The 19899-nt window shown below is 69.9% G+C and carries 16 protein-coding genes; 7 read left to right on the forward strand and 9 right to left on the reverse strand.

Annotated elements, in window-relative coordinates:
• The first annotated feature begins 72 nt into the window (after positions 1-72).
• On the forward strand, positions 73-1221 hold the full coding sequence (locus E8A74_RS02795) for a metallophosphoesterase (RefSeq protein ID WP_136927331.1): 1149 nt from the start codon (positions 73-75) through the stop codon (positions 1219-1221).
• Here the strand turns inward: E8A74_RS02795 and E8A74_RS02800 are convergent.
• Genes E8A74_RS02800 through E8A74_RS02810 form a run of 3 tightly spaced genes read right to left on the reverse strand, consistent with a single transcriptional unit; the run spans position 1187 to position 5179 of the window.
• The gene (locus tag E8A74_RS02800; protein WP_136927332.1) at positions 1187-2161 is read right to left on the reverse strand and encodes a Gfo/Idh/MocA family protein; all 975 of its coding nucleotides are present in this window, start codon (positions 2159-2161) and stop codon (positions 1187-1189) included. The genes E8A74_RS02795 and E8A74_RS02800 overlap by 35 nt on opposite strands.
• 60 nt (positions 2162-2221) lie before the next feature.
• Positions 2222-3169 carry an acetyl-CoA carboxylase carboxyltransferase subunit alpha gene (locus tag E8A74_RS02805; RefSeq protein ID WP_136927333.1) on the reverse strand — a complete coding sequence of 316 codons (948 nt, stop codon included), beginning with the start codon at positions 3167-3169 and terminating at the stop codon, positions 2222-2224.
• Between the two features lie 12 nt (positions 3170-3181).
• Positions 3182-5179, reverse strand: a complete 1998-nt coding sequence (locus tag E8A74_RS02810; protein ID WP_136927334.1) for an adenylate/guanylate cyclase domain-containing protein — start codon at positions 5177-5179, stop codon at positions 3182-3184.
• 175 nt (positions 5180-5354) lie between these two features.
• Here E8A74_RS02810 and glpK point away from each other — a divergent pair, with 175 nt between their 5' ends.
• Both glpK and E8A74_RS02820 read left to right on the forward strand, forming a co-directional pair.
• Positions 5355-6866: a glycerol kinase GlpK gene (gene glpK, locus E8A74_RS02815; RefSeq protein WP_136927335.1), complete on the forward strand. Its 1512-nt coding sequence runs from the start codon at positions 5355-5357 to the stop codon at positions 6864-6866.
• Between the two features lie 359 nt (positions 6867-7225).
• Positions 7226-8035, forward strand: a complete 810-nt coding sequence (locus E8A74_RS02820) for a UPF0158 family protein (protein ID WP_136927336.1) — start codon at positions 7226-7228, stop codon at positions 8033-8035.
• A gap of 8 nt (positions 8036-8043) precedes the next feature.
• Here the strand turns inward: E8A74_RS02820 and E8A74_RS02825 are convergent, their stop codons facing one another.
• Entirely contained in the window at positions 8044-8721 is a 678-nt protein-coding gene (locus E8A74_RS02825; protein WP_136927337.1) for a hypothetical protein, read from the reverse strand.
• Positions 8722-8795: 74 nt separating this feature from the next.
• On the opposite strand from E8A74_RS02825, the gene E8A74_RS02830 reads away from it, so the two are divergent.
• Entirely contained in the window at positions 8796-9845 is a 1050-nt protein-coding gene (locus tag E8A74_RS02830; protein ID WP_136927338.1) for a BMP family lipoprotein, read from the forward strand.
• Positions 9846-9879: 34 nt separating this feature from the next.
• Here the strand turns inward: E8A74_RS02830 and E8A74_RS02835 are convergent, their stop codons facing one another.
• From E8A74_RS02835 to folP, 3 genes are read right to left on the reverse strand one after another with little or no spacing between them, the layout of a single operon-like run.
• On the reverse strand, positions 9880-10827 hold the full coding sequence (locus E8A74_RS02835; RefSeq protein WP_136927339.1) for a CdaR family protein: 948 nt from the start codon (positions 10825-10827) through the stop codon (positions 9880-9882).
• Entirely contained in the window at positions 10824-12167 is a 1344-nt protein-coding gene (gene cdaA, locus E8A74_RS02840) for a diadenylate cyclase CdaA (RefSeq protein ID WP_232379342.1), read from the reverse strand. Before cdaA ends, E8A74_RS02835 begins: the two co-directional genes overlap by 4 nt.
• Before the next feature lie 3 nt (positions 12168-12170).
• Entirely contained in the window at positions 12171-13043 is an 873-nt protein-coding gene (gene folP, locus E8A74_RS02845) for a dihydropteroate synthase (RefSeq protein ID WP_232379343.1), read from the reverse strand.
• Between the two features lie 310 nt (positions 13044-13353).
• On the opposite strand from folP, the gene E8A74_RS02850 reads away from it, so the two are divergent.
• The 3 genes from E8A74_RS02850 to E8A74_RS02860 are packed head-to-tail and all read left to right on the forward strand — an operon-like array spanning position 13354 to position 17875.
• Complete coding sequence (locus E8A74_RS02850) at positions 13354-15090, forward strand: HDIG domain-containing metalloprotein (RefSeq protein WP_232379344.1); 1737 nt, start codon at positions 13354-13356, stop codon at positions 15088-15090.
• Between the two features lie 40 nt (positions 15091-15130).
• Positions 15131-16858, forward strand: coding sequence for an acyl-CoA dehydrogenase family protein (locus E8A74_RS02855; RefSeq protein ID WP_136927340.1), 1728 nt, complete (start codon positions 15131-15133; stop codon positions 16856-16858).
• 48 nt (positions 16859-16906) lie between these two features.
• Complete coding sequence (locus tag E8A74_RS02860) at positions 16907-17875, forward strand: GNAT family N-acetyltransferase (protein ID WP_136927341.1); 969 nt, start codon at positions 16907-16909, stop codon at positions 17873-17875.
• Between the two features lie 4 nt (positions 17876-17879).
• Here the strand turns inward: E8A74_RS02860 and E8A74_RS02865 are convergent, their stop codons facing one another.
• Together E8A74_RS02865 and E8A74_RS02870 are read right to left on the reverse strand one after the other, a co-directional pair.
• Entirely contained in the window at positions 17880-18518 is a 639-nt protein-coding gene (locus E8A74_RS02865) for a hypothetical protein (protein ID WP_136927342.1), read from the reverse strand.
• An 82-nt stretch (positions 18519-18600) separates the two neighbouring features.
• On the reverse strand, positions 18601-19803 hold the full coding sequence (locus E8A74_RS02870) for an exo-beta-N-acetylmuramidase NamZ family protein (protein WP_136927343.1): 1203 nt from the start codon (positions 19801-19803) through the stop codon (positions 18601-18603).
• Positions 19804-19899: the final 96 nt, after the last annotated feature.

The following is a 19899-nucleotide window of genomic DNA, read 5'->3' on the forward strand; positions in this document are numbered from 1 at the left end:
CTTGGGACTCGCGCGCTAGCATGAAGCTTCGGGCGACGTAAAGCAGCCATTTTCCTGGCGGCCCCGAGGGTGATGCGAAGGTTCTGGACTGTCCTCTTTGCCGTGACGATCGCGCTGCACGTGACGTTCGCCATGGCCACACACGCGATCCTCGCGCGCCTCGACGCGCCAACGCCTTGGCTCCTCACGCTCGTGCTCTGCGCGCTGCTGGCGTTTGCGTTTCGAGGGCGGATTCAGCTCGCGTCGGCCGATCGTCCGGTCCCACGCCTGCGCCGCCTGCTCGTCGAGGAGCCGTACTACGTGCACTGGTGCGCCCTCGTGGCCGCGCTGCCGCTGTGGCTCGTCAGCCTGGCCCTCGCGATGCTGGCGAGCTTCGTCGTGCCGGCGACGCACGTGCCGACGTCGGGCTCGCTCGCGATCGTCGCGTACGCGCTCGGGCTCGCGCTCGCCGGCTGGGGCGTGTTCGTGCGGCGCCGCTGGGTCCGCGTGCGGACGATCGACGTGCCCATCCGCGGCCTTCCGCCCGCCTTCGACGGCTACCGCATCGCGCACCTGTCGGACCTGCACATCGGCGCGCTTTGCCCCCGCGAGCACGCCGATCGCTGGGCGGAGACCGTCCGCGCGCTCGACGTCGACCTCGTCGCGCTCACGGGCGACTACGTGACGAGCGGCAACACGTTCCACGGCGAGGTCGCCGATCTCGCGAGCTCGTTGAAGAGCCGCGACGGGGTGCTCGCCGTGATGGGCAACCACGACTATTTCGGCAACGGCGAGGCGCTCGTGGGGAAGCTGCGCGAGGCCGGCGTCGCCGTGCTGCGAAACGAGCGCAAGGCGATCGAGCGAGACGGCGAGCGCCTCATGATCGCGGGGGTCGACGACACGTGGTCGCGCCGCGCGAACGTGCAACGCGCGCTCGACGGCCACGATCACGGCGCGCCGATCGTCGTGCTGGCCCACGATCCGCAGCTCTTCCCGGATCTGTCCGCGCGGGGCGCCTCGCTCGTGCTCTCGGGTCATACGCACTGGGGCCAGGTCGCCGTGCCCTTTCTTTCGACGCGGTACAATCTGTCGGCCCGCGTCTATCGCTATCACGCGGACCTCTACCGCGAAGGCGACGCGTGGCTCTACGTGAGCCCGGGGCTCGGGACGACAGGGCCGCCGGTGCGGCTCGGCGCGGCGCCGGAGATCACGGTGCTTCGTCTCGAAGCGAAGCCGGCCTGAGGTCCATCTCGCCGAGCACCCGCTCCGCCTGCCCGAGCGCGCGCACGACGACCACGCCCTCCTCCAACGGCGTGCGCGGCGCGCGGCGCTCCTCCACGCAACGCAGGAAGTGATCGATCTCCACGGCCATCGGCTCGCGCCACGGGACGCGGATCTCCTCGGCCGGCCCTTCGAAGAGCCCTGCGCTGCTCGCGGGGGAACGGGAGAGAAAAATGCGATCCGGCGCCCGCACGTCGTCGAGCATCGCCACGCAGGACGAGCCCACGACGACGATCCGCCGCTCCTTCGTCGCATGCACGCGCGAGAGCTCGATCCGCGCGTCAAACCCCGACGCGAGCCGCAAGCCGAGCACGACCGGATCCCCCTCCGGGCCACTCGTCGCTTCGAGCGCCTCGATGCGGAGCGGTTCGAGCGCGTGCACGATCGAGAGATCATGCGGGCCGAGCGACCAGAGCGCGGGCACCGATCGATCCCCACGAATGGAGAGGCGCGACGCCGCGAGGTGCCGGATCGTGCCGAGCGCCCCCTCGTGCACCATCGCGACGAGGCGCTCGACCGCCGGATGGTACCGCAAGAGGTGCCCCACCATCGCCACGCGCCCGAGCGAGGCCGCGCGCAAGGCGCAGCGCTCGGCGTCCGCGGCCGAGAGCGCGAGCGGCTTCTCTACGAGCACGTCGAGCCCCGCGTCGAGCGCCGTGAGCACGAGCGACGCATGCGAGCGCGGCGGCGTCGCGATCACCACGGCGCGCGCGCCGAGCCCGATCGCCTCCTCCAGGCTCTCGACGATCGCCGCGGAAGGCGCCTTCACGCGCGCGAGCTCGCGCCGCGCCGCGCTCGTCTCGGCGACCGCGACGAGCTCGGCCCGCGGGCTCTCGCAAAGCACACGGAGCAGGTTCTCGCCCCACGCGCCGCAGCCGACGAGGGCGACGGGTACGGTCACGGCCGCTCCCTGTTGATGCACATCCGCGGCGTATAGCGCCGGCCCGCCGTGCGGGAAAGGTCAGGCGAGGAAAGAGCCGAGCGCGCGGAAGCGACGATACCGATCGTCGACGAGCTCGTCCCCCGAGAGGCCGTCGAGCGAGGTGAGGTTCGGCCACAAGGCCTCGTCGAGCCGACGCGCCGCTTCGTCGTGGTCCTGGTGCGCGCCGCCCGTCGGCTCTTCCACGACGGCGTCGACCACGCCGAGCTGCAAGAGCTCCGGCGCCGTGATCTTGAGCTGCGCCGCGGCCTCGTCCGCGCGCGCGCCGTCGTTCCACAGGATCGCCGCGCACCCCTCGGGCGAGATGACCGAGTAACAACCGAACTCCATCACGAGCACGCGGTTCGCGACGCCGAGCGCGAGCGCGCCGCCCGACCCGCCTTCGCCGATGATCGTCGCCAGGATCGGCACGCGCGCCCTCGCCATGGCCGCGAGCGCCGCGCCGATGGCCTCGCTCTGCCCGCGCTCCTCGGCGCCGATGCCGGGATACGCGCCGGGCGTGTCGATGAACGTGAGCACGGGCAGGCCAAACTTGTCGGCGAGCTCGTACATGCGAATCGCCTTCCGGTAGCCCTCGGGGTGGGGCATGCCGAAGTTGCGCTTCACGTTCTCCTTCGTGCCGCGGCCCTTCTGGTGGCCGACCACGACGACGCTGCGGCCGTGGTACGACGCGAGCCCCGCGACGATCGCCTGATCCTCGGCGAAGCGCCGATCTCCTTTGAGCTCAACCCATCCGGTGAAGAGCCGCTTCACGTAGTCGAGCGTGTAGGGCCGGTTCGCGTGCCGAGAGAGCTGGACCTTCTGAATCGGCGTGAGGTCCGCGAAGATCTCGCGCGCGAGCCGCGACGTCTTCTCTTCGAGGCGCTGAAGCTCGGGTTCGAACCTACGATCGGAGGCGGCGAGCGCGCGCAGGGCCCTCACCTTCTCGACCAAATCCGCGACCGGCTTCTCGAATGGCAGGACGAACATGGCAGGCCGAGGTCACTCCGAGATCGTCGGTTCTGCGAGGATGTTCGCAGGGACCTGCACCGACGTCGCCGCCCGGATCACGTTGAACACGCGCAGCGGCTTCTCCTTGCCCTTCACCTTCGCCGACGGCAGCTCCTCGGTCTCGAAGCGCCCGACGAGCCTGTCGTGCGTCATCTCGCTGACCACGATCTGCCCCGCCAGCGCGACCGAGCAGAGCCGCGCCGAGGTGTTCGCCGTGTCGCCGATGACCGTGTACGAGAGCGCCTTCGAGCTGCCGATGTAGCCTGCGACGAGCGGGCCCGTGTGAATGCCGATGCCGATCGCGAGCGGCGCGAGGTCACGCTCGAGGCGCCTCCGATTGAAGTCGCCGAGCACCTCGCCCATCTCGAGCGCGCAATGCACGCTGCGGATCGCGTCGTCGGGGTGGATCACGGGCGCGCCCCAGATGGCCATGATCCCGTCGCCCATGAACTTGTCGAGCGTGCCTTCGTACTTGAAGATCGTGTCCACCATGAGCTCGAAGTACTCGTTCAGCATGTCGACGAGCTCTTCGGGCGGGGTGTTCTCGCTCATCGCGGTGAAGCCGCGGATGTCGCTGTTGAAGACCGTGCATTCGTCGACGCGCTGACCGCCGAGGCGCACCTCGAGCTGGCCGCTCATCACGCGCTCGGCGATGTTCGGCGAGAGCAGCCGCGAGAAGCGCTCGCGGGCGATGATCTCGTTCTCGATCTTCTTTCCGAGGATGTTGATCTCGATGAACATCGAGGCCTGGTGGGCCACGGCCACCACGAGCTCGAGGTCCTTCGGCTGGAACTGCGCGAGCGTCTCCGAGTCGAGCCAGAGCACGCCGAGGACGTCCTGCGTGTTGTTCGGCGCGACGAGCGGCACGACGATGGCCGAGCTGATCCGGTTCAGGATCATGCTCTTGCCCTTGGAGGCCGCGAAGTCCATGGCCGCGTCGTGCGTGAGGACAGCCGCGCGCTCCTTGACCACGTGGTTCAAGATCGTCGACGAGACGCTGATCGGCGCCGTGGTCCCGTCGCGCCGCTGCGAGGCGCGCGGCATGAGCTCGCCGTTGTTGTCGTCGCGGAGGAACATCACCCCGCGGTCGGCCTTGATGAACTTGATGATGCTCGCGAGGATCTTGTCGAGCAGCTTCGACGTGTCGCGCTCGGAGGCGATGTCGCGCGCGAGCTCGTGCGAGAGGCGCAGCCGCTCGTAGTCGGCGCGGAGCTGGTTGAGATCGTTCGCGAGGCGGTCGAAGGGCAAGAACCCCTTTTCGACCGCGGCGATCTGCGTGCCGATCTGGCGCGCTTGATCGTTCAGATCGATGCGCGTGCCCTGCGCGACGTACGAGTGCGGGCCCGTGATGAACGTGTGCGCGCCCGAGCCCTTCCCCATCATCGTCATGTTGGGGTTCGCGCCCGGAATGCCGAGCGCCGGGTTCGGCGCGGGGAGCCCAGGCGCCTGCGGACGCGGCGGCAAGTTCGGCGCGGCCGGACCGGCTTGCGGCGGCGGGCGCGGCGGCATCGGCGGCGGCGCGAAGGCGCCCTGCGGCGGTCGGTTCGCCTGCGCGGCCGTGGGCAACGCGGGAAGGACGTGCGCGGACTGCGCGAGCGGGGACGGCGCGACGGGCGCAGGCTGCGGCGTCGCGGCCCACGCTTGCGGTTGCTGCTGCGGCGGCGCCACGGGCGGCGGCCCCCCGGCCGTGCCTGCGATCGGCGACGGCGTGTCATCGAAGCGGCCACGCGTCGATCCGAGGGCGATCTCGTCGCCGTGCTTCAGCGGAGCCTCGCCGCGGACACGCTCGTTGTTGACGAACGTCCCGTTCAGGCTGCCGAGATCACGCAGGTAAAACTGCGCTCCGCGGAGCTCGATGATGCAGTGCTCCTTGGAGACGATCTTGTCGAGCAACTGGATCGAGTTGTTGGGGTGGCGCCCCAACGAGTTCACGGGCCGCAGCTCGATGGCCTGCTGCCCTTCGGCGGTCTGCAGGATCAGTCGAGCCATCAGGTGAGCCGTTGCGCTTGCATTCCGAGAACCACGGGAGGCCCTGCCCGCACGAATGCAGACGGCCGCCGAACCGGTACGCGCAGAAGTGTATTCCTTCTCGTGGAATTAAGCGAGAGGTTCGACGCGCCGATCCTCCTTCCCTCGGCGCGGCCCCCAGGCTAGGCCCGAAACCATGGCCGCCGACCTTCTGCTCGCGATCGATCAAGGGACGACCGGGACGACCGCCCTCGTGCTCGACACAGCAGGGACGACCCGCGGGCGCGCGACGCGCGAGTTCCCCCAGCACTTCCCGCGCCCCGGCCTCGTCGAGCACGAACCCGAAGACATCTGGCAAAGCGTGCTCGAATCGGTCGAGGCCGCGCTCGGCTCGGCCGGCGTCAAAGGCGATCGCATCGCGGCCGTGGGTATCACGAACCAACGCGAGACCACGCTCGTCTGGCAGCGCGCCACCGGCAAGCCGATCCACCGCGCGATCGTCTGGCAAGACCGACGCACCGCAGACGCCTGCGCGCGTTTGCGCGAAGACGGCCACGAGCCCGCCGTGAAACGCACGACCGGCCTCGTGCTCGATCCGTACTTCAGCGGCACGAAGCTCACGTGGCTGCTCGACAACGTCGACGGCGCCCGCGCGCGCGCCGAGCGGGGCGAGCTCGCGTTCGGCACCGTCGACAGCTACCTCGTCTGGCGCCTGTCCGGCGGCGCGATGGGCGGCTCGCCCGTGCACGCGACCGACGTGACGAACGCCTCGCGCACGCTGCTCATGAGCCTCGCGACGCTCGATTGGGACGACGCGATGCTCGAGCTCTTCCGCGCCCCACGCTCGGTGCTCCCGAAGATCGTCGACTCGGCCGGGCTCATCGCGAAGACGCTCGGCTTTCCGCACCTGCCCGACGGCGTGCCGATCACGGGCATCGCGGGCGATCAACAAGCCGCGCTCTTCGGCCAGGCCTGCTTCGATACGGGCGACGCGAAATGCACGTACGGCACGGGCGCCTTCGTCCTCGTCAACATCGGCGCGCAGCCGATCGCGAGCCGCTTCGGGCTGCTGACGACGGTGGGCTGGAAGGTCGGCAGCGAGGTCGTCTTCGCCCTCGAAGGCAGCGCGTTCATCGCAGGCGCGGCCGTGCAGTGGCTCCGCGACGGCCTCGGCATCATCCGCAGCGCGGCCGAGATCGAGCCGCTCGCCGCGAGCGTGCCGTCGAGCGAGGGCGTGACGTTCGTGCCCGCGCTCTCGGGCCTCGGCGCGCCGTACTGGGACCCGGACGCGCGCGGCCTCATCCACGGCATCACGCGCGGCACGACGAAGGCGCACCTCGCGCGCGCCACGCTCGAAGGCATCGCGCTCGAAGTGACGGACCTGCTCCGCGCCATGTGCGACGACCTCGGCAAGCCCCTCGGTCGCATGCGCGTCGACGGCGGCGCCGCGAACAACGATCTGCTCATGCAATACCAGGCCGACACCGCGGCCCTCACGATCGAGCGCCCGATCGAGCTCGAATCGACCGCCCGGGGCGCCGCCATGCTCGCCGGCGTCGGCGCCGGCCTCTTCCGCAGCATGCGGGACGCCGCCCGCATGTCCCGGGTCGAGCGGACGTTCGAGGTCGGAATGCCCCCGGAGGAACAAAAAGCCCACCTCGCCCGCTGGGCCGACGCCGTCGCTCGCGCCCGGTCGTCGCGCGCTTGAAGCGCGGGATCCGCCGCCCGGGACAGATGAACTCCGGCCAGACAAGCTCGGCCGCTCGCTGGACGAGCATTTCCGGCGCGAACCTGCTACTTCGCTGTTTTCGGATGCCAGACGTGGGACGCTTGGCAAGCCGGCACACCCGACGCCTTGGACGAATCTGTCGCGGCGGCGCCCATCGCACGGAGATGGCCGAGCTTCCGGCCTGGGGAACAGGCACTATGTTGCGAGAGTTCACCCCAAAGCGACCTCACAGAGCGTAAAATTCTATGTCAACGGAGAGCTCCCGTTCTCACTTGGTTCCCCTGCAGAGGCCCGGCCGGCCCGCCACACGTCGGGTCGTGTCGCTCGATGAGGAGGAAATGCCGAAGCCTGAAAATCCTTCCACCTCGGGGGTGGTCTACCGGGACATCCCGATCGATTGGGAGGCGCTGGAGGACGCGTTCGAGAACAACGCGCCCGAGGTCCACTCTTACCTTCACCTCGTGACGGGTGATGTCCTGCGCGTCGTCGACGGAGTCGCGGACCCGCAGATGCACGCGCGCATCGCGGCCGATCCGAACTACCTCCGCATCGATCCCGTGAGCTCTCGCGAGCAGTACCGCTGGATGGAGCGCTTCATCCCGATGGTGGAGGACCCGGAGCTGCAGGGAAAGCTGACGCAAGCGATCGACGGGAAGGGCGCCTTCCGCCGCTTCAAGGACGTGCTGATGAGCTACGGCCCGGAGCGCGAGCGCTGGTTCTCGTTCCGCAGCGAGCGGCTCCGCATCTTCATGGAAGCGTGGCTGAACGCGCACGCGCTGAACCCGATCGCGCGTCCCGTGTGGGTGCCCGAGCAGCCGCCTTCGCGCACGGGCGCAGAAGGCCAACCTGCGGACGCCCCCGTCGCCCCGCCCGCCCCGAGCACGCGCGAGCTCCGCGAAGAACCGCCGCGCGAGCTGCGCCGTGGCAAGAGCGTGGAGACGCTGCGCAAGAACCTACGCGACATCGCCGACGCGCTCGGCCCGCGCGACCTCGACACGCTCACGGCCTTCGCAGAGTTCCTGAAGGCACGCCGCGCCGCGCGCTCGTTCGCCCATCACTACGAGGGCAGCCACACGCACACCGAGGAGGAGCCCGCTCCCGCCTCGCAAGAGATCGTCGGCGGCGAAGCGCGCTCCGCTTCGTCCTGACGCGCGCGTCAGCGCGAGCGAACGATCGTGACCGTCACGCGCGAGCGCGCGGTCTGGAAGTAACTCGCGATCGCCTCGCCGAGCCGCTGCGCCACGACCCACCGACCGAGCGCGACCGAGACCTGTTCGTACGGACGGCCCGTGAACGGCGTCGTGCCCGTGCGCAAGAGCGCGCGGAGCTCCGGGTCACTCGGCGCGAGCATCGGCGCGACCATGCGGTCGAGGTAGAGGCTCGCGCGGGCGTGGCGGCGCAGGAGCGCGTCGATCTCGTCCGAGCCGATCCCCTCGGCCTTGGCCGCGGCGATGAGCTTGTCGCGCCCCTTCACGCGTTGCTCGAGCACCGCGCGCGCGGACTCGGCGCGGCTCGCGATCTCGGTCGCGTCGGGCGCAGGCAGGACGGGCAAGCTCGCGAGGAGCGTCTCGGCGATGTGGCGATCGAGCGCCGCGCGGACGTGGCGATCCGTGAACGGCGCGGGCTCCGGATCCGGATCGGCCATCGCCTCGATGCGCGCTTCGAACGCGAGCTCGCGCTCGTAGACGAACTGCGGACGCACGACGCCGCCCGTCTCGGGCGCATGCCAGCGGACGACCACGCGATCGAGGAGCGCAGGCTTCGCCTCAGCCTGTGCGCCGGCGGGCGCAGCGAACGCGAGCGCGGCGAGGACGAGAAGGACGGCCGGGCGCATCGAGGGTACGGACTATACCGCGGCCACGCCGCTCCGCCGCTCCATCGAACGAGCGTCTGCGCTAGCCTCGTTCCATGGCCGAAAGGAGCCCCCCTGCCGGATCTCGGCTGACCGTGGTCACGCTCGTCGTGTCGCTCGCGGCGGCTGCGTCGACGCTCCTCCCGGCACGCGCGGAGGAGCCGCGTCCGGAGGGCCCGCACGCGAACGTGCGCGTGGGCCTCGTGTTCGACGTCGGCGGACGCGGCGACAAGAGCTTCAACGACGCGGCGTACGAGGGGCTGTCACGCGCGTCGCGCGAGCTCGGCGTGACGACGGAGGTGCTCGAGCCGAGCGGCGCGGAGGATCGCGAGGCGGCGATGCGCCTCTTCGCGGCGCGCGGCTTCGACCTCGTGATCGGCGTGGGGTTCATCTTCTCGACCGACGTGAACGTGGTGGCGCGTGATTTCCCGAGCACGCGCTTCGCCTGCATCGACTACGCGCCGCCGATGGAAGGCGTGATGCCGCCGAACGTGACGGGGCTCCGTTTCCGCGAAGAGGAAGGTTCGTTCCTCGTCGGCGCGGTCGCGGGGCTCATGTCGAAGACGGGCCACGTGGGGTTCGTCGGCGGCATGGACATTCCGCTCATCCGCAAGTTCGAGGCGGGCTACCGCGCAGGCGTGCACGAGGTTTGTCCGCGCTGCGAGGTGCACGCGGCCTTCGCGGGCACGACCCCCGAGGCGTTCCGCGATCCGGTGAAGGGCAAGGCGCTCGCGAACAGCGAGATCGCCGCGGGCGCGGACATCGTCTACCACGCGGCGGGGACGACGGGGCACGGCGTCTTCGAGGCGTCGCGCGACATGGGCGTGAAGGCGATCGGCGTCGACGCCGATCAGCACGACGAGATGCCCGGCACCGTGCTGACGAGCATGATCAAGCGCGGCGACGTCGCCGTCTTCGACACGATCCACGACGTGGCCGAGGGCCGCTTCCAGGCCGGGCTGCGCACGTTCGGCCTCGCCGAGGGCGCCGTCGGGTACGTCGACGAAGGGCCCCACGCCGCGGGCATCCCCGAGGACACGAAGCAGAAGGTCGAGGCGCTCGCGCAGCGCGTGATCCGCGGGGAGATCAAGATCCCCGAGCGCTAGAGCAGCGAGCCCTTCGCTCCCTCGGGACGACCCCTCACCACTTCACGAGCACCTTCGGCGGATCGACCACGACCTTCACGTGCGGCACTTCGAGCAGCACGTCGAGGTAAACGCTGCCCGGCTTGCTCACGTCCGCGCCGGAGCTCTTCGGCTCCACGCGCGGCACGAGCGACTCGGGCGAGACCGCGTTCACGTCCTCGTTCGAGCCGACGAGGCGCACCTTCACCGTGGGCGGCGTCGTCACGGCGCGCGGCAGACCCACGACCTCCACGCGCAGGTTCGCGAACTCCTTCTTCGCGAGCTCACGCGCGATCTCGACCGTCGCGATCACGCTGTCGACGACGTCGTAGTTCACGAGCTTCGGCGGCTTGTCGAGCGGGAGCGGCCGGCGGTAGACGCCCTCGGTCAAGCCCGTCACGTCGAACGGCGCCGCGCGCGCGTACTGCATGACGTCCACGATCGAGCGAGCGCCCCGCGCCCGCACGACCTTCGGCTCGGAGCCGATCACGCCCTTCACCGCGAACGTCGGCGCCGGCTCGCCCGTGCGCGCGATCTGCACCGGGATCTCGCGCTCGACGACGTCGTCCCAGCGCAGCTCGATCGACGGCGGCTGGACCTCCTCGATCTGCACGCCCGTGGGCACGCGGAACATGCTCGGCTTGAGGTCGAGGTTCGTCTCGCGTCCGCTGCGCAGGTTGAGCTGGAGCGTGCCGAGATCGTCGCTGCGCAGGTCGTCGAGTTGCGTGCGCGAGCCGCGCAGCGTGACCTTCACCTCGTTCGGGATCTGCGTCATGAGCTGCCGGTTCGCGCTCTCCGGCGGCATGATCGTCACGACGCTGACCGAGAACGTGCGCTGCGCGTTCTCGGCGCCGTGGATGAACGCGTAGATCCCGAGCGCGCAGAGGAGCGACAGGATCTTCAGCCCGATGTTGTCGAGCAACGCCGCGCGGATGTTCTCGCGAAGCCCGTCCTTGGCCGTCATGAGTCGTCACCATGGGTGGGGCTGCCAGCGCCTTCACCCGCGCGTGCAGGGTTGCCTTCGCCCGCGCGCGCGGTCGTCGGCGACGTGCCCGGCGGCGCGCTCGAAGGCGGACCGGGGGGCGTACTCGGAGGCGTGCTCGGAGGCGTGCTCGGAGGCGTCGCGGCCTGCGGCGCCACGGGGACCACGCCGGGCGGCGGCATCGTGGCCGCAATCGCGGCCGTGGGCGCGGGGTCCGAGGACGGCGGCGGCGGCGGCACGGTCGACGTGGGCACGAACGTGTTCGGCCGCAGGGTCGGCGCCGCGACCGAGGCCGGCGGCATCTCCACGGTCGCGGCCGGGCGCATCGGCATGGCCGCGCTGCTCTGCGGCATGCGCGACGCGGGCGCGCCCGGAACGCCGGGCATCGGCGTCGCGCCGACCGAAGGGGGCGTCGGGATCGACGGACGCACGGGCGGCGCGGGCGGCGGGATCGCCGGCGTGCGCGAGGGCTGCGGCGGGGCCTGCGTGGGCGGGGCCGGGGGCTTGCGCGCGGCAGCGGCCTTTTGCTTCTTGCGCGACGAGCGCCCGAAGAGGCCGAGCAGCGCGTGCCGGAGCGACTGGCCGTCGAGGTTCGAGACGATGTTGCCGCTGAAGCAGAAGCTGATCGTCCCGCGCTCCTCGCTCACCACGACGACGACCGCGTCGGTCTCCTCCGTGATGCCGAGCGCGGCGCGGTGGCGGGAGCCGAGGCTCGCGTCGAGCACCTTCGTCTCGGGCATCGGGAAGAACACGCCGGCGCGCGCGATCTTGAGGTCGCGGATCAAGACCGCGCCGTCGTGAAGCTTGTTCACCGACTCGGGGACGAACATGCTGACGAGCAGCTCTCGCGTCACGACCGAGTCGAGGACGATGCCCTCGCTCTTGCAGAACTCGAGCACGTTCGCGTCCTGCTCGAAGGCGATGATCGCGCCCATGCGATGGCGCGCGAGCTCCGTCGCCGCCGCCACGACCTCGTCGATGACGCGCGACTGCTGCTCGCGCCCTCCGGCGAGCCACGCCTTCGAGCCCATGCGGATCAGCGCGCGACGGATGTCGTTCTGGAAGACGACGACGACGATCAGGATGATCGACGAGAGCAGCCACGAGAGCAGGTGCAGGAGCGTGACGAGCTCGAACGTCTTCGCCGCGAGGTAGAGCAAAAAGACGATGCCGAGCCCGAGGCCCATCTGCATCGCGCGCGTCCCGCGCATCACGAGGAGCGCGCGGTAGATGACGTACGCGACGATGAAGATGTCGATGAAGTCCCGCAGGATCTGCAGGAACGGGCGCGGGGCGAAGAGGCGGAGCAGGCCGTCGAGCATGGCTCAGGCGTCCCCCCCTCGGCGCGCGTCGATCGCCGCCGCCACGGCGAGCGCTTGCACCACCGCCTTCACGTCGTGCACCCGCACGATCGCCGCGCCGCCCGACACGCACGCGAGCACCGCGGCGATCGTCCCGCCAAGCCGCTCGTCCGGCGGCGCGAGCGCGCTCGCGTCCGGATTTGCCGCGCGCGCGACGAACGATTTCCGGCTCGGCCCCACGAGCACCGGGAAGCCGAGCGCCGCGAGCTCGTCGAGCCGCGCGCAAAGCTCGATCGAGTGACGCGCGTTCTTCGCGAACCCGAGCCCCGGATCGAGCACGAGGTCGTCGCGCGGCAGGCCCTCCGCGAGCGCCCGCTCGGCCGCTTCGGTCCACTCGCGCGCGACGTCCGCGACGACGTCCCCGTACGCGGCGTCGTCGTACATCGAGAAGCCGCGCATGTCGGTCATCGATCCGCGGCAATGCATGAGGACGAGCGAAGCGCCGGCGCGTGCGCAAAGCGCGCCGAGCTCGGCCGCAGGCTCGAGCGACACCGTGTTCACGATGCGCGCGCCCTCGCCGAGGGCCCACGCGGCGACGTCGGGCAAGGTCGTGTCGATCGAGACCACCACGCCGAGCTCCACGCTCGCACGGATGAGCCCGCCGATGCGCCGGATCTGCTCAGCCGCGTCGATCGGGGAAGAACCCGGCCGCGTCGATTCGGCGCCGATGTCGAGGATGTGCGCTCCTTCGATCACGAGCCCCCGCACATGCGCAACGGCTGCCGCATCATCCAGGAATCGTCCCCCATCCGAGAAAGAGTCCGGGGTGCGATTACAAACCCCCATGACGAGCGCGCCCCGTCGGCTCGAAAGAAGCGCGCGGAGCGGGGACGACATTGTGTGTGCGTAGCAAGTTCCGAGCCGGCCGGCAATCTTCGACCGTGTGCGGCAAAAACCCCACGATCCGTCAGCGAAATCCTTGGACTTTCCCGAGGTCGTCCTTGCAGGCGTCCGGGCGCGGCCGGTCGGTGTGTGTTCGTCGGGTGGCGCGGCACGTGCGATCTCCCTGACGCGCGGCGAAATGCCTGCTACGGTCGGCCGATCCGCGTGTCCGAGGCGTCTCGGGCCGCATTCGGCCGAGGCCACGCCGCGGCCCGAGCGAATGATGCTAGCCACGCGTGTTCGAGCAGGGGCGACGGCCGGCCTCGTGCTGAGCCTGATTTTCGCCGCACTGTTCACGGCCATCGGCACCTTCGACCTGTACGTACCCTCCCTGGCACCTCGCCTCGGAGAAACGGCGCCGGTCACGCTGCGAATTCCCTACGGCCCGCGGATCGTCCGCGACGCTCGCTCGGGCCGGCTCGCCTACGAGCACGCCCGCGTGATCGTGCCGCGCGGCACCCTCCTCCACGAGGAAAACGACGAGCACCGCGCCGCCTTCGCCTACGAATCGACGCGCAGGCCCCCGGCGACGGCGCGCCTCGTCTCGGTGTTCGTCATCCATTTCATCGTCTGCCTCATGCTCACCGCGTACCTGCGGCGCTTCGGGCAGAACCGCGTGCGGCTCTTGCGCGCGCAGATCGGGCTGCTCAGCCTCATGGCGGGCAGCGTCGCGCTCGCCAAGGGCATGCTCCTGCTCACGGCGCTGCCGGAGTTCTGGGTGCCGATGGCGGCGCTGCCGCTCTGGGTCGCGCATGCCTTCGATCGACGCACGGCCTTCCTCGTCGATCTCGCCGTCGCCTTCGTCGCCGCCTCGCTCCTGCGCTTCGACAACCTCCTCTTGTCGGTGCTGCTCGTGCGCGGCGTCGCGGCCACGCTCTTCTTCTTCGATCGCAAGCACGCGCGGCAAATGGTCATCGCCGGCACGCTCGCCGGCATCTCGGGCGCGGTCGTGTTCATCGCGCTGACCGTCGTCTACGAGGGCCGCTTCAACGTGCTCGCCGACATCTTCCGCGGCACGAGCTCGAACGTGCTCGCCTGCATCGGCGGCGGCATGCTCGCCGGCATCCTGGCGCGCGCGCTGCGAGATCCGGCCGAGCGCGCGATGGGCCATGTGTCCCGCGAAAAGCTGATCGATCTCACCGACCTCGAACAACCGCTCCTGCGGAAGATGGCCGCGGAGGCGCCGGGGAGCTGGGAGCACGCGCGCGCGATGGCGAACCTCGCGGAGGCCGCAGCGAGCGCGATCGGCTCGGACGCGCTGCTCACGCGCGTCGGCGCGTACTACCACGACCTCGGCAAGACCGTGCAGCCCAAGTACTTCGTCGAGAACCTCGCGCACGGCGAGAAATCGCCCCACGAGGAGCTCGACCCCGAGGTCTCGGCCGACGCGATCATGGCGCACGTCGTGATGGGCACGAAGATCCTGCGCGACGGCCGCATCCCCGAGCCCGTCGTCGAGTTCGCCTACACGCACCACGGCACGCAGGTCGTCGAGTTCTTCTGGCACAAGTGCAAGGAGCAAGGAAACCCGCGTGGCCTCACGCAGGAGTACTTCCGCTACCCGGGCATGAAGCCGCAGACGAAGGAGACGGCGATCCTCATGCTCGTCGACTCCATCGAGGCCGCGAGCCGCACGATCTGGCCGCCCGAGCAGAAGAAGTTCGAGGAGATGATCCAGCGCGTCATCTTCACGAAGCTGTCGAGCGGTCAGCTCGACGAGTCGGGCCTCTCCCTGGAAGACCTGCGCATCATCACGACGCGCATGGCGACGACGCTCGTGAACCTCTACCACGGCCGCATCAAGTACCCGTGGCAACGCGACAGCGCGAAGCAGGAGGCCGAAAAGACGCCCATCGTGCACGGCGCGCCGCCCGCGAACACGACCCCCGTCGTGCACTCGCCCGCCGAGCTGCCCGAGCCAAAGAGCTCGAAGGACGGCCCGAAATCCGGCGAGGCGAAGGGCGAAGGCAAGTCCGCGACGACCGAGGAGTCCGCGAGCTGACGAGGGCGATCCTCGTGGGAAAACTTGCTACAACGAGCGAGTGCCCCCGCTGATCGAGCAAAGCTTCACGAAGGCGCTCTTCCACGGCGTGATCGCCGAGGACATGATCTTCCCGTACCCGGAGATGACCTCCGAGGAGCGGCAGAGCACGTCGATCATCCTCGACAGCGTCCGCCGGTTCTTCGCGGCGAACGTGGACAGCGCCAAGATCGACCGCGACCACGAGATCCCGAAGGCGGTCCTGGACGGCCTTCGCTCGCTCGGCCTCTTCGGCCTGCAAATCCCCACCGAGTACGGCGGCATCGGCCTCTCCACCGCGGCCTACGCGCGCGTGATGCAAGAGATCGGCGGCATGGATGCCTCGATCGCGGTCACGCTCGGGGCGCACCAGTCGATCGGCTACAAGTCGCTCCTGCTCTTCGGCACCCACGAGCAGAAGCGACGGTATCTGCCGCAGCTCGCGACCGGCGAGTCGGTCGCGGCCTTCGCGCTCACCGAGCCGTCCGCGGGCTCCGACGCGGCGGCGATCAAGACCCGCGCGGAGGCGGTCGACGGCGGCGCAGCCTACGTGCTGAACGGCTCGAAGATCTGGATCACGAACGGCGGCTTCGCGGACGTCTTCACCCTCTTCGCCCGCACGAGCGCGCTCGAAGAGGGCTCGAAGCCGAAGATCACCGCCTTCCTCGTCGAGCGCGGCATGGGCGTCACGAACGGGCCGAACGAGCACAAGCTCGGCATCCGCGGCTCCTCCACGACCGAGCTCTTCCTGGAGAACGTGCGCGTGCCCCGCGAGAACGTGGTCGGCGACGTGGGCAAGGGCTTCAAGGTCGCGATGGAGGTCCTGAACTCGGGGCGCCTCGGCCTCGCCTCGGGCTGCGTCGGCGTATGCAAGACGCTGCTCCGCCTGGCGATCGCGCGCGTCGAGGAGCGCCGCGCCTTCGGCCGGAACATCGGCGACTTCGGCCTCATCAAGGACAAGATCGCGCGCATGCTCGCCGAGACGTACGCGCTCGAGTCGATGACGTACCTCACGGCCGGCCTCGTCGACTCGAAGATCGCCGACTACTCGATGGAGAGCGCGATCTGCAAGGTGAAGGGCTCCGAGACGCTCTGGAGCGTCGTCAACGATACGCTCCAGATCGCGGCGGGCATCGGCTACATGCAGGACTATCCGTACGAGCGGATCCTGCGTGACTCGCGGGTGAACCTCATCTTCGAGGGCACGAACGACATCCTCCGTTGCTTCATCGCGCTCTCGGGCATGGCCGCGCCGGGCAAGGCGCTCGCCGAGGTCGTGAAGGCGATGCGCGAGCCCATCAAGGGCTTCGGCCTGCTCAGCGATTTCGCGCTCCGCAAGGCGCGCGCCGCGCTCGGCCGCGAGCGCATGACCCGCGTGCACCCGCTGCTCGGACGCGAAGCCGTGATCTTCGAGGAGTACGTCTCGGAGCTCGCCGTGCAGGCGGAGAACGTGCTGCGCAAGCACGGCCGCGACATCGCCGAGATGCAGTTCACGCAGCTCCGCATCGCCGACATGGTGATGGATCTCTTCGCCGTGGCCGCGTGCCTCACCCGCACGACACGCGCGATCGAGCGGCGCGGCGAGGACGGGGCGCGGCGCGAGATCGATCTCTGCTCGCTCTACCTGAACATGGCCCACAAGCGCCTGCGGCAGAACGTCTCGGACTTCGCGCGCAACGACGACGAGCTGCGCAAGGCGATCGCCGGGCGCGCCTACATCGACGGCGCGTATCCGTTCGACGTGCTCTAGCGCGGGCGGTCGAGCGATCCCGGCGCGTGCCTTGCACGACGCCCGGGCGTGACGACGTCTCCTGGATTCCTCATCGAACGCGCCGACGCGCGACATCGCGACTTCGTGCAGCATTTGCTCTCGGAGCACCTGCCCGGGTCGGACGTCGCGCGCAGGTACACTTGGCTCTACGAGCAGAACCCGCACGGCCGCGCCGTGACGGTCATCGCCCGCGACGAACGGACCGGGGAGCCGCTCGGGATCACCTCGGCCTTCCCGCGCCGCATGCTCATCGCCGGCCGCACACGCCTCGGCTCGGTCGGAGGCGACGGCTACGTGCGTCCCTCGGCCCGCCGTCGTGGCATCGCCACCGCCATGCACCGCGCCGCGCTCGAAAGCATGCGCGCCGAGGGCGTCGAGATCATGTTCGGCCCGCCCGAGCCGCACAACCTCCGCGCCCTCGAACGTGCCGGCGCGCGCGTGGTTTGTCACGTCCGCCGCTTCTCCCGCCCGCGCGTCTTGCAGAGTTTCCTCGGCCCCCTCGGCCGCTTCCTCGTCCGCGGCGCGCGCCTCGTGCCGATCGAGGGGCGCGACCGCCGGGTCGATCAGATCTTCGAGCGCGCCGTCGACGGAAGCGTCGTCACGCCCGTGCGCGACGCCGCCCACTACGCGTGGCGCTTCGTCGACAGCCCCGCCCGCGCGCAGCGCGCCTACGTCGTCCTGCGCCGGGACAAACCGCTCGGCCTCTGCGTGCTCGAACGCTCGGACCGCCGCGTCGCCCTCGTGGACGTCTTCGCGCATCCGGACGATTTCGGCGACGCGCTCACGATCATCGCCTCGGCCTCGGGCGCGGACTCGCTCGTGACGCAGCTCAACGACCGCGGACCGCACGCGCGGAGCCTCGCGCGCGCTGGGTTCTTCCCGCGCGAGGGAAAACCCTTCCAGGTCCACGCCTGCGAAGGCATGGATCCGGCCGTATTCGACGCGAATCGCTGGTACCACACCTGGGGCGACGGCGACCTCGATCGCGTGCTCTAGCCCCTCAGCGCACCGCCATCGGACCGATCACTTCGAGGATCGCATCGATCTCCAGCACGCGGGCAAACGCCGCGAGCGACACGCGCTTCTGCGATCCCGAGCTCGCCTCGTTCACCCCGATCTGGCCCGCGGTGATCGCCTCGCGCAGCGTCGCGATCGCGTCCTTGTGCTGCCCGAGCGGACCGTCGCTCGGATCGAGCGTCGTCTCCGGCTGCACCTTTCGACCGGGCAGCTCCACCTCGAACATACAGCCGGTGCGGTTGTCGATGACCCCGTAGATGTACACGCTCACCTCGGGCGCGGGCAGCGCGCCGAAGGTCCGCTCGAGCTCGTGCAGGAGCGCCGCGAAACGCGCGCCGTCGAGGCCCGTCGGGAGCAGCACGCCGTCGCGGGAGAGCTCGACCATCCGCTCGTGCAGGTACCCGAGCAGCATGCTGCGCAGCCGCTCCGTGAACACCGGCGACGACGCGCGCCCCGACGACGCTGCCGCCGCCTCCTCGACGGCCGTGATCAGATCCTCCGCCGAGAAGACCGACACGTCGATGCAAAGATCCGTACAGAATGCGTGGACGAACGCGGCTGCGTCTCTCCGAATCCCTTCGTCGAACCCTGCGAGCGCCTTCGTGAGCGGCTCGGTGATCATGCAGGTGGGCCTCCTCGGTCGACGCCCCAGCGTAGCGCCGGAAGTCGCCCGCAGGTAGGCGCGCAAAAGCCGCGCTTCGTGTTCAGATCGCCGCTTCTTGCAGGGCCGCGCTCGCCTCGGCCGTGACGTCCGGCCAGGTCGGATCCGGCGTCGACACGTACTCGGCGATCGAACGAGCGTCCTCGCCTGCCTCGATCGCGCGCCGCGCCTGATCCGATCCCGTGAGCAGATCGAACGCGGGGATCGTGTCGATGTATTCGTACCGCTCCGTGCGGAACGTGAAGTTCTGCGGGTTCTGCCGGCGCGCCAGGGCGACGAGCGCGGTGTACGTGGCGACGGGGCGGAACGTCATGCGATCGGCGACGTGGATCTGCACGCCGCCGCAGATCTGCCCGGCGTGCTTCTGGAAGGTCGGCCGGAACGTGAGAGGCCGGGCGACGAATCCTTGCAGGCCCGTCGCCCGGAGCCCCTGCGCGAGCTGATGCCCGTCGATCCACGGCGCGCCGACGATCTCGAAGGGCTGCGTCGTGCCGCGCCCCTCCGAGAGGTTCGTCCCTTCGAGCAAGCAGCCGCCCGGATACACGATCGCCGTGCAGCACGTCGGCATGTTCGGTGAGGGCATCACGAACGGCCGGTCCCAGGCGTCCGCGTACTTCTCGCGGTCCCAGCCTTCGACCGTCACGATCGAGAGCGCGTCGCCGAGCGGGATGCCCTCGCGCCGCGCAAAGAGCGCCACGGTCTCGCCGATCGTGAGCGAGTGCCGGACCGGGATGGGCTCGAGGCCAACGAACGACAGGAAACCCGGCACTTGCGAACGGCCTTCGATCGTGCGGCGTGATCCCGTGATCGGGTTCGGTCGATCGAGCAGGATCACCGGCACGCCAGCCTTCGCCGCCGCGCGCGTCGCGAGCAACGCGGTCCAGACGAACGTGTAGTACCGCGAGCCGACGTCAGCGAGATCGATGAGCAACACGTCGATCGACGCGAGGTGCTCGGGCCGCGGCGAGAGGTCCTCGAAGCGGTCGCCGTAGAGGCTGATGATCGGCGCGCCCGTGCGCTTGTCACGCGCGTGCGGCACGTCGACCATGTCCTGCGCTTCGCCTCCGTAGCCGTGCTCTGGCCCGAAGAAGAGCGCGGGCTTGGCGCCGATACGCGCGAGCACGTCACCGATGTGCTCGATGCCCCGATCCACGCTGGCCGGATGCGCGAGCACGCCGAAACGCGTGCGGTTCAGGCGGGAGGTGACCGAAGGGAGGCGAGGGAGCCGATCAAGTCCTACGAGCACTTTCCGGCCGTACTCCGGCCCTGGCCGCTCGTCCAGGGGTGAGCACGTGACTTACCAGGGTCTCCACAATTCTGAGGGAAATCATAGGGGTTCGCG

This window comes from Polyangium fumosum, from assembly GCF_005144585.1.
Taxonomy (GTDB): domain Bacteria; phylum Myxococcota_A; class Polyangia; order Polyangiales; family Polyangiaceae; genus Polyangium; species Polyangium fumosum.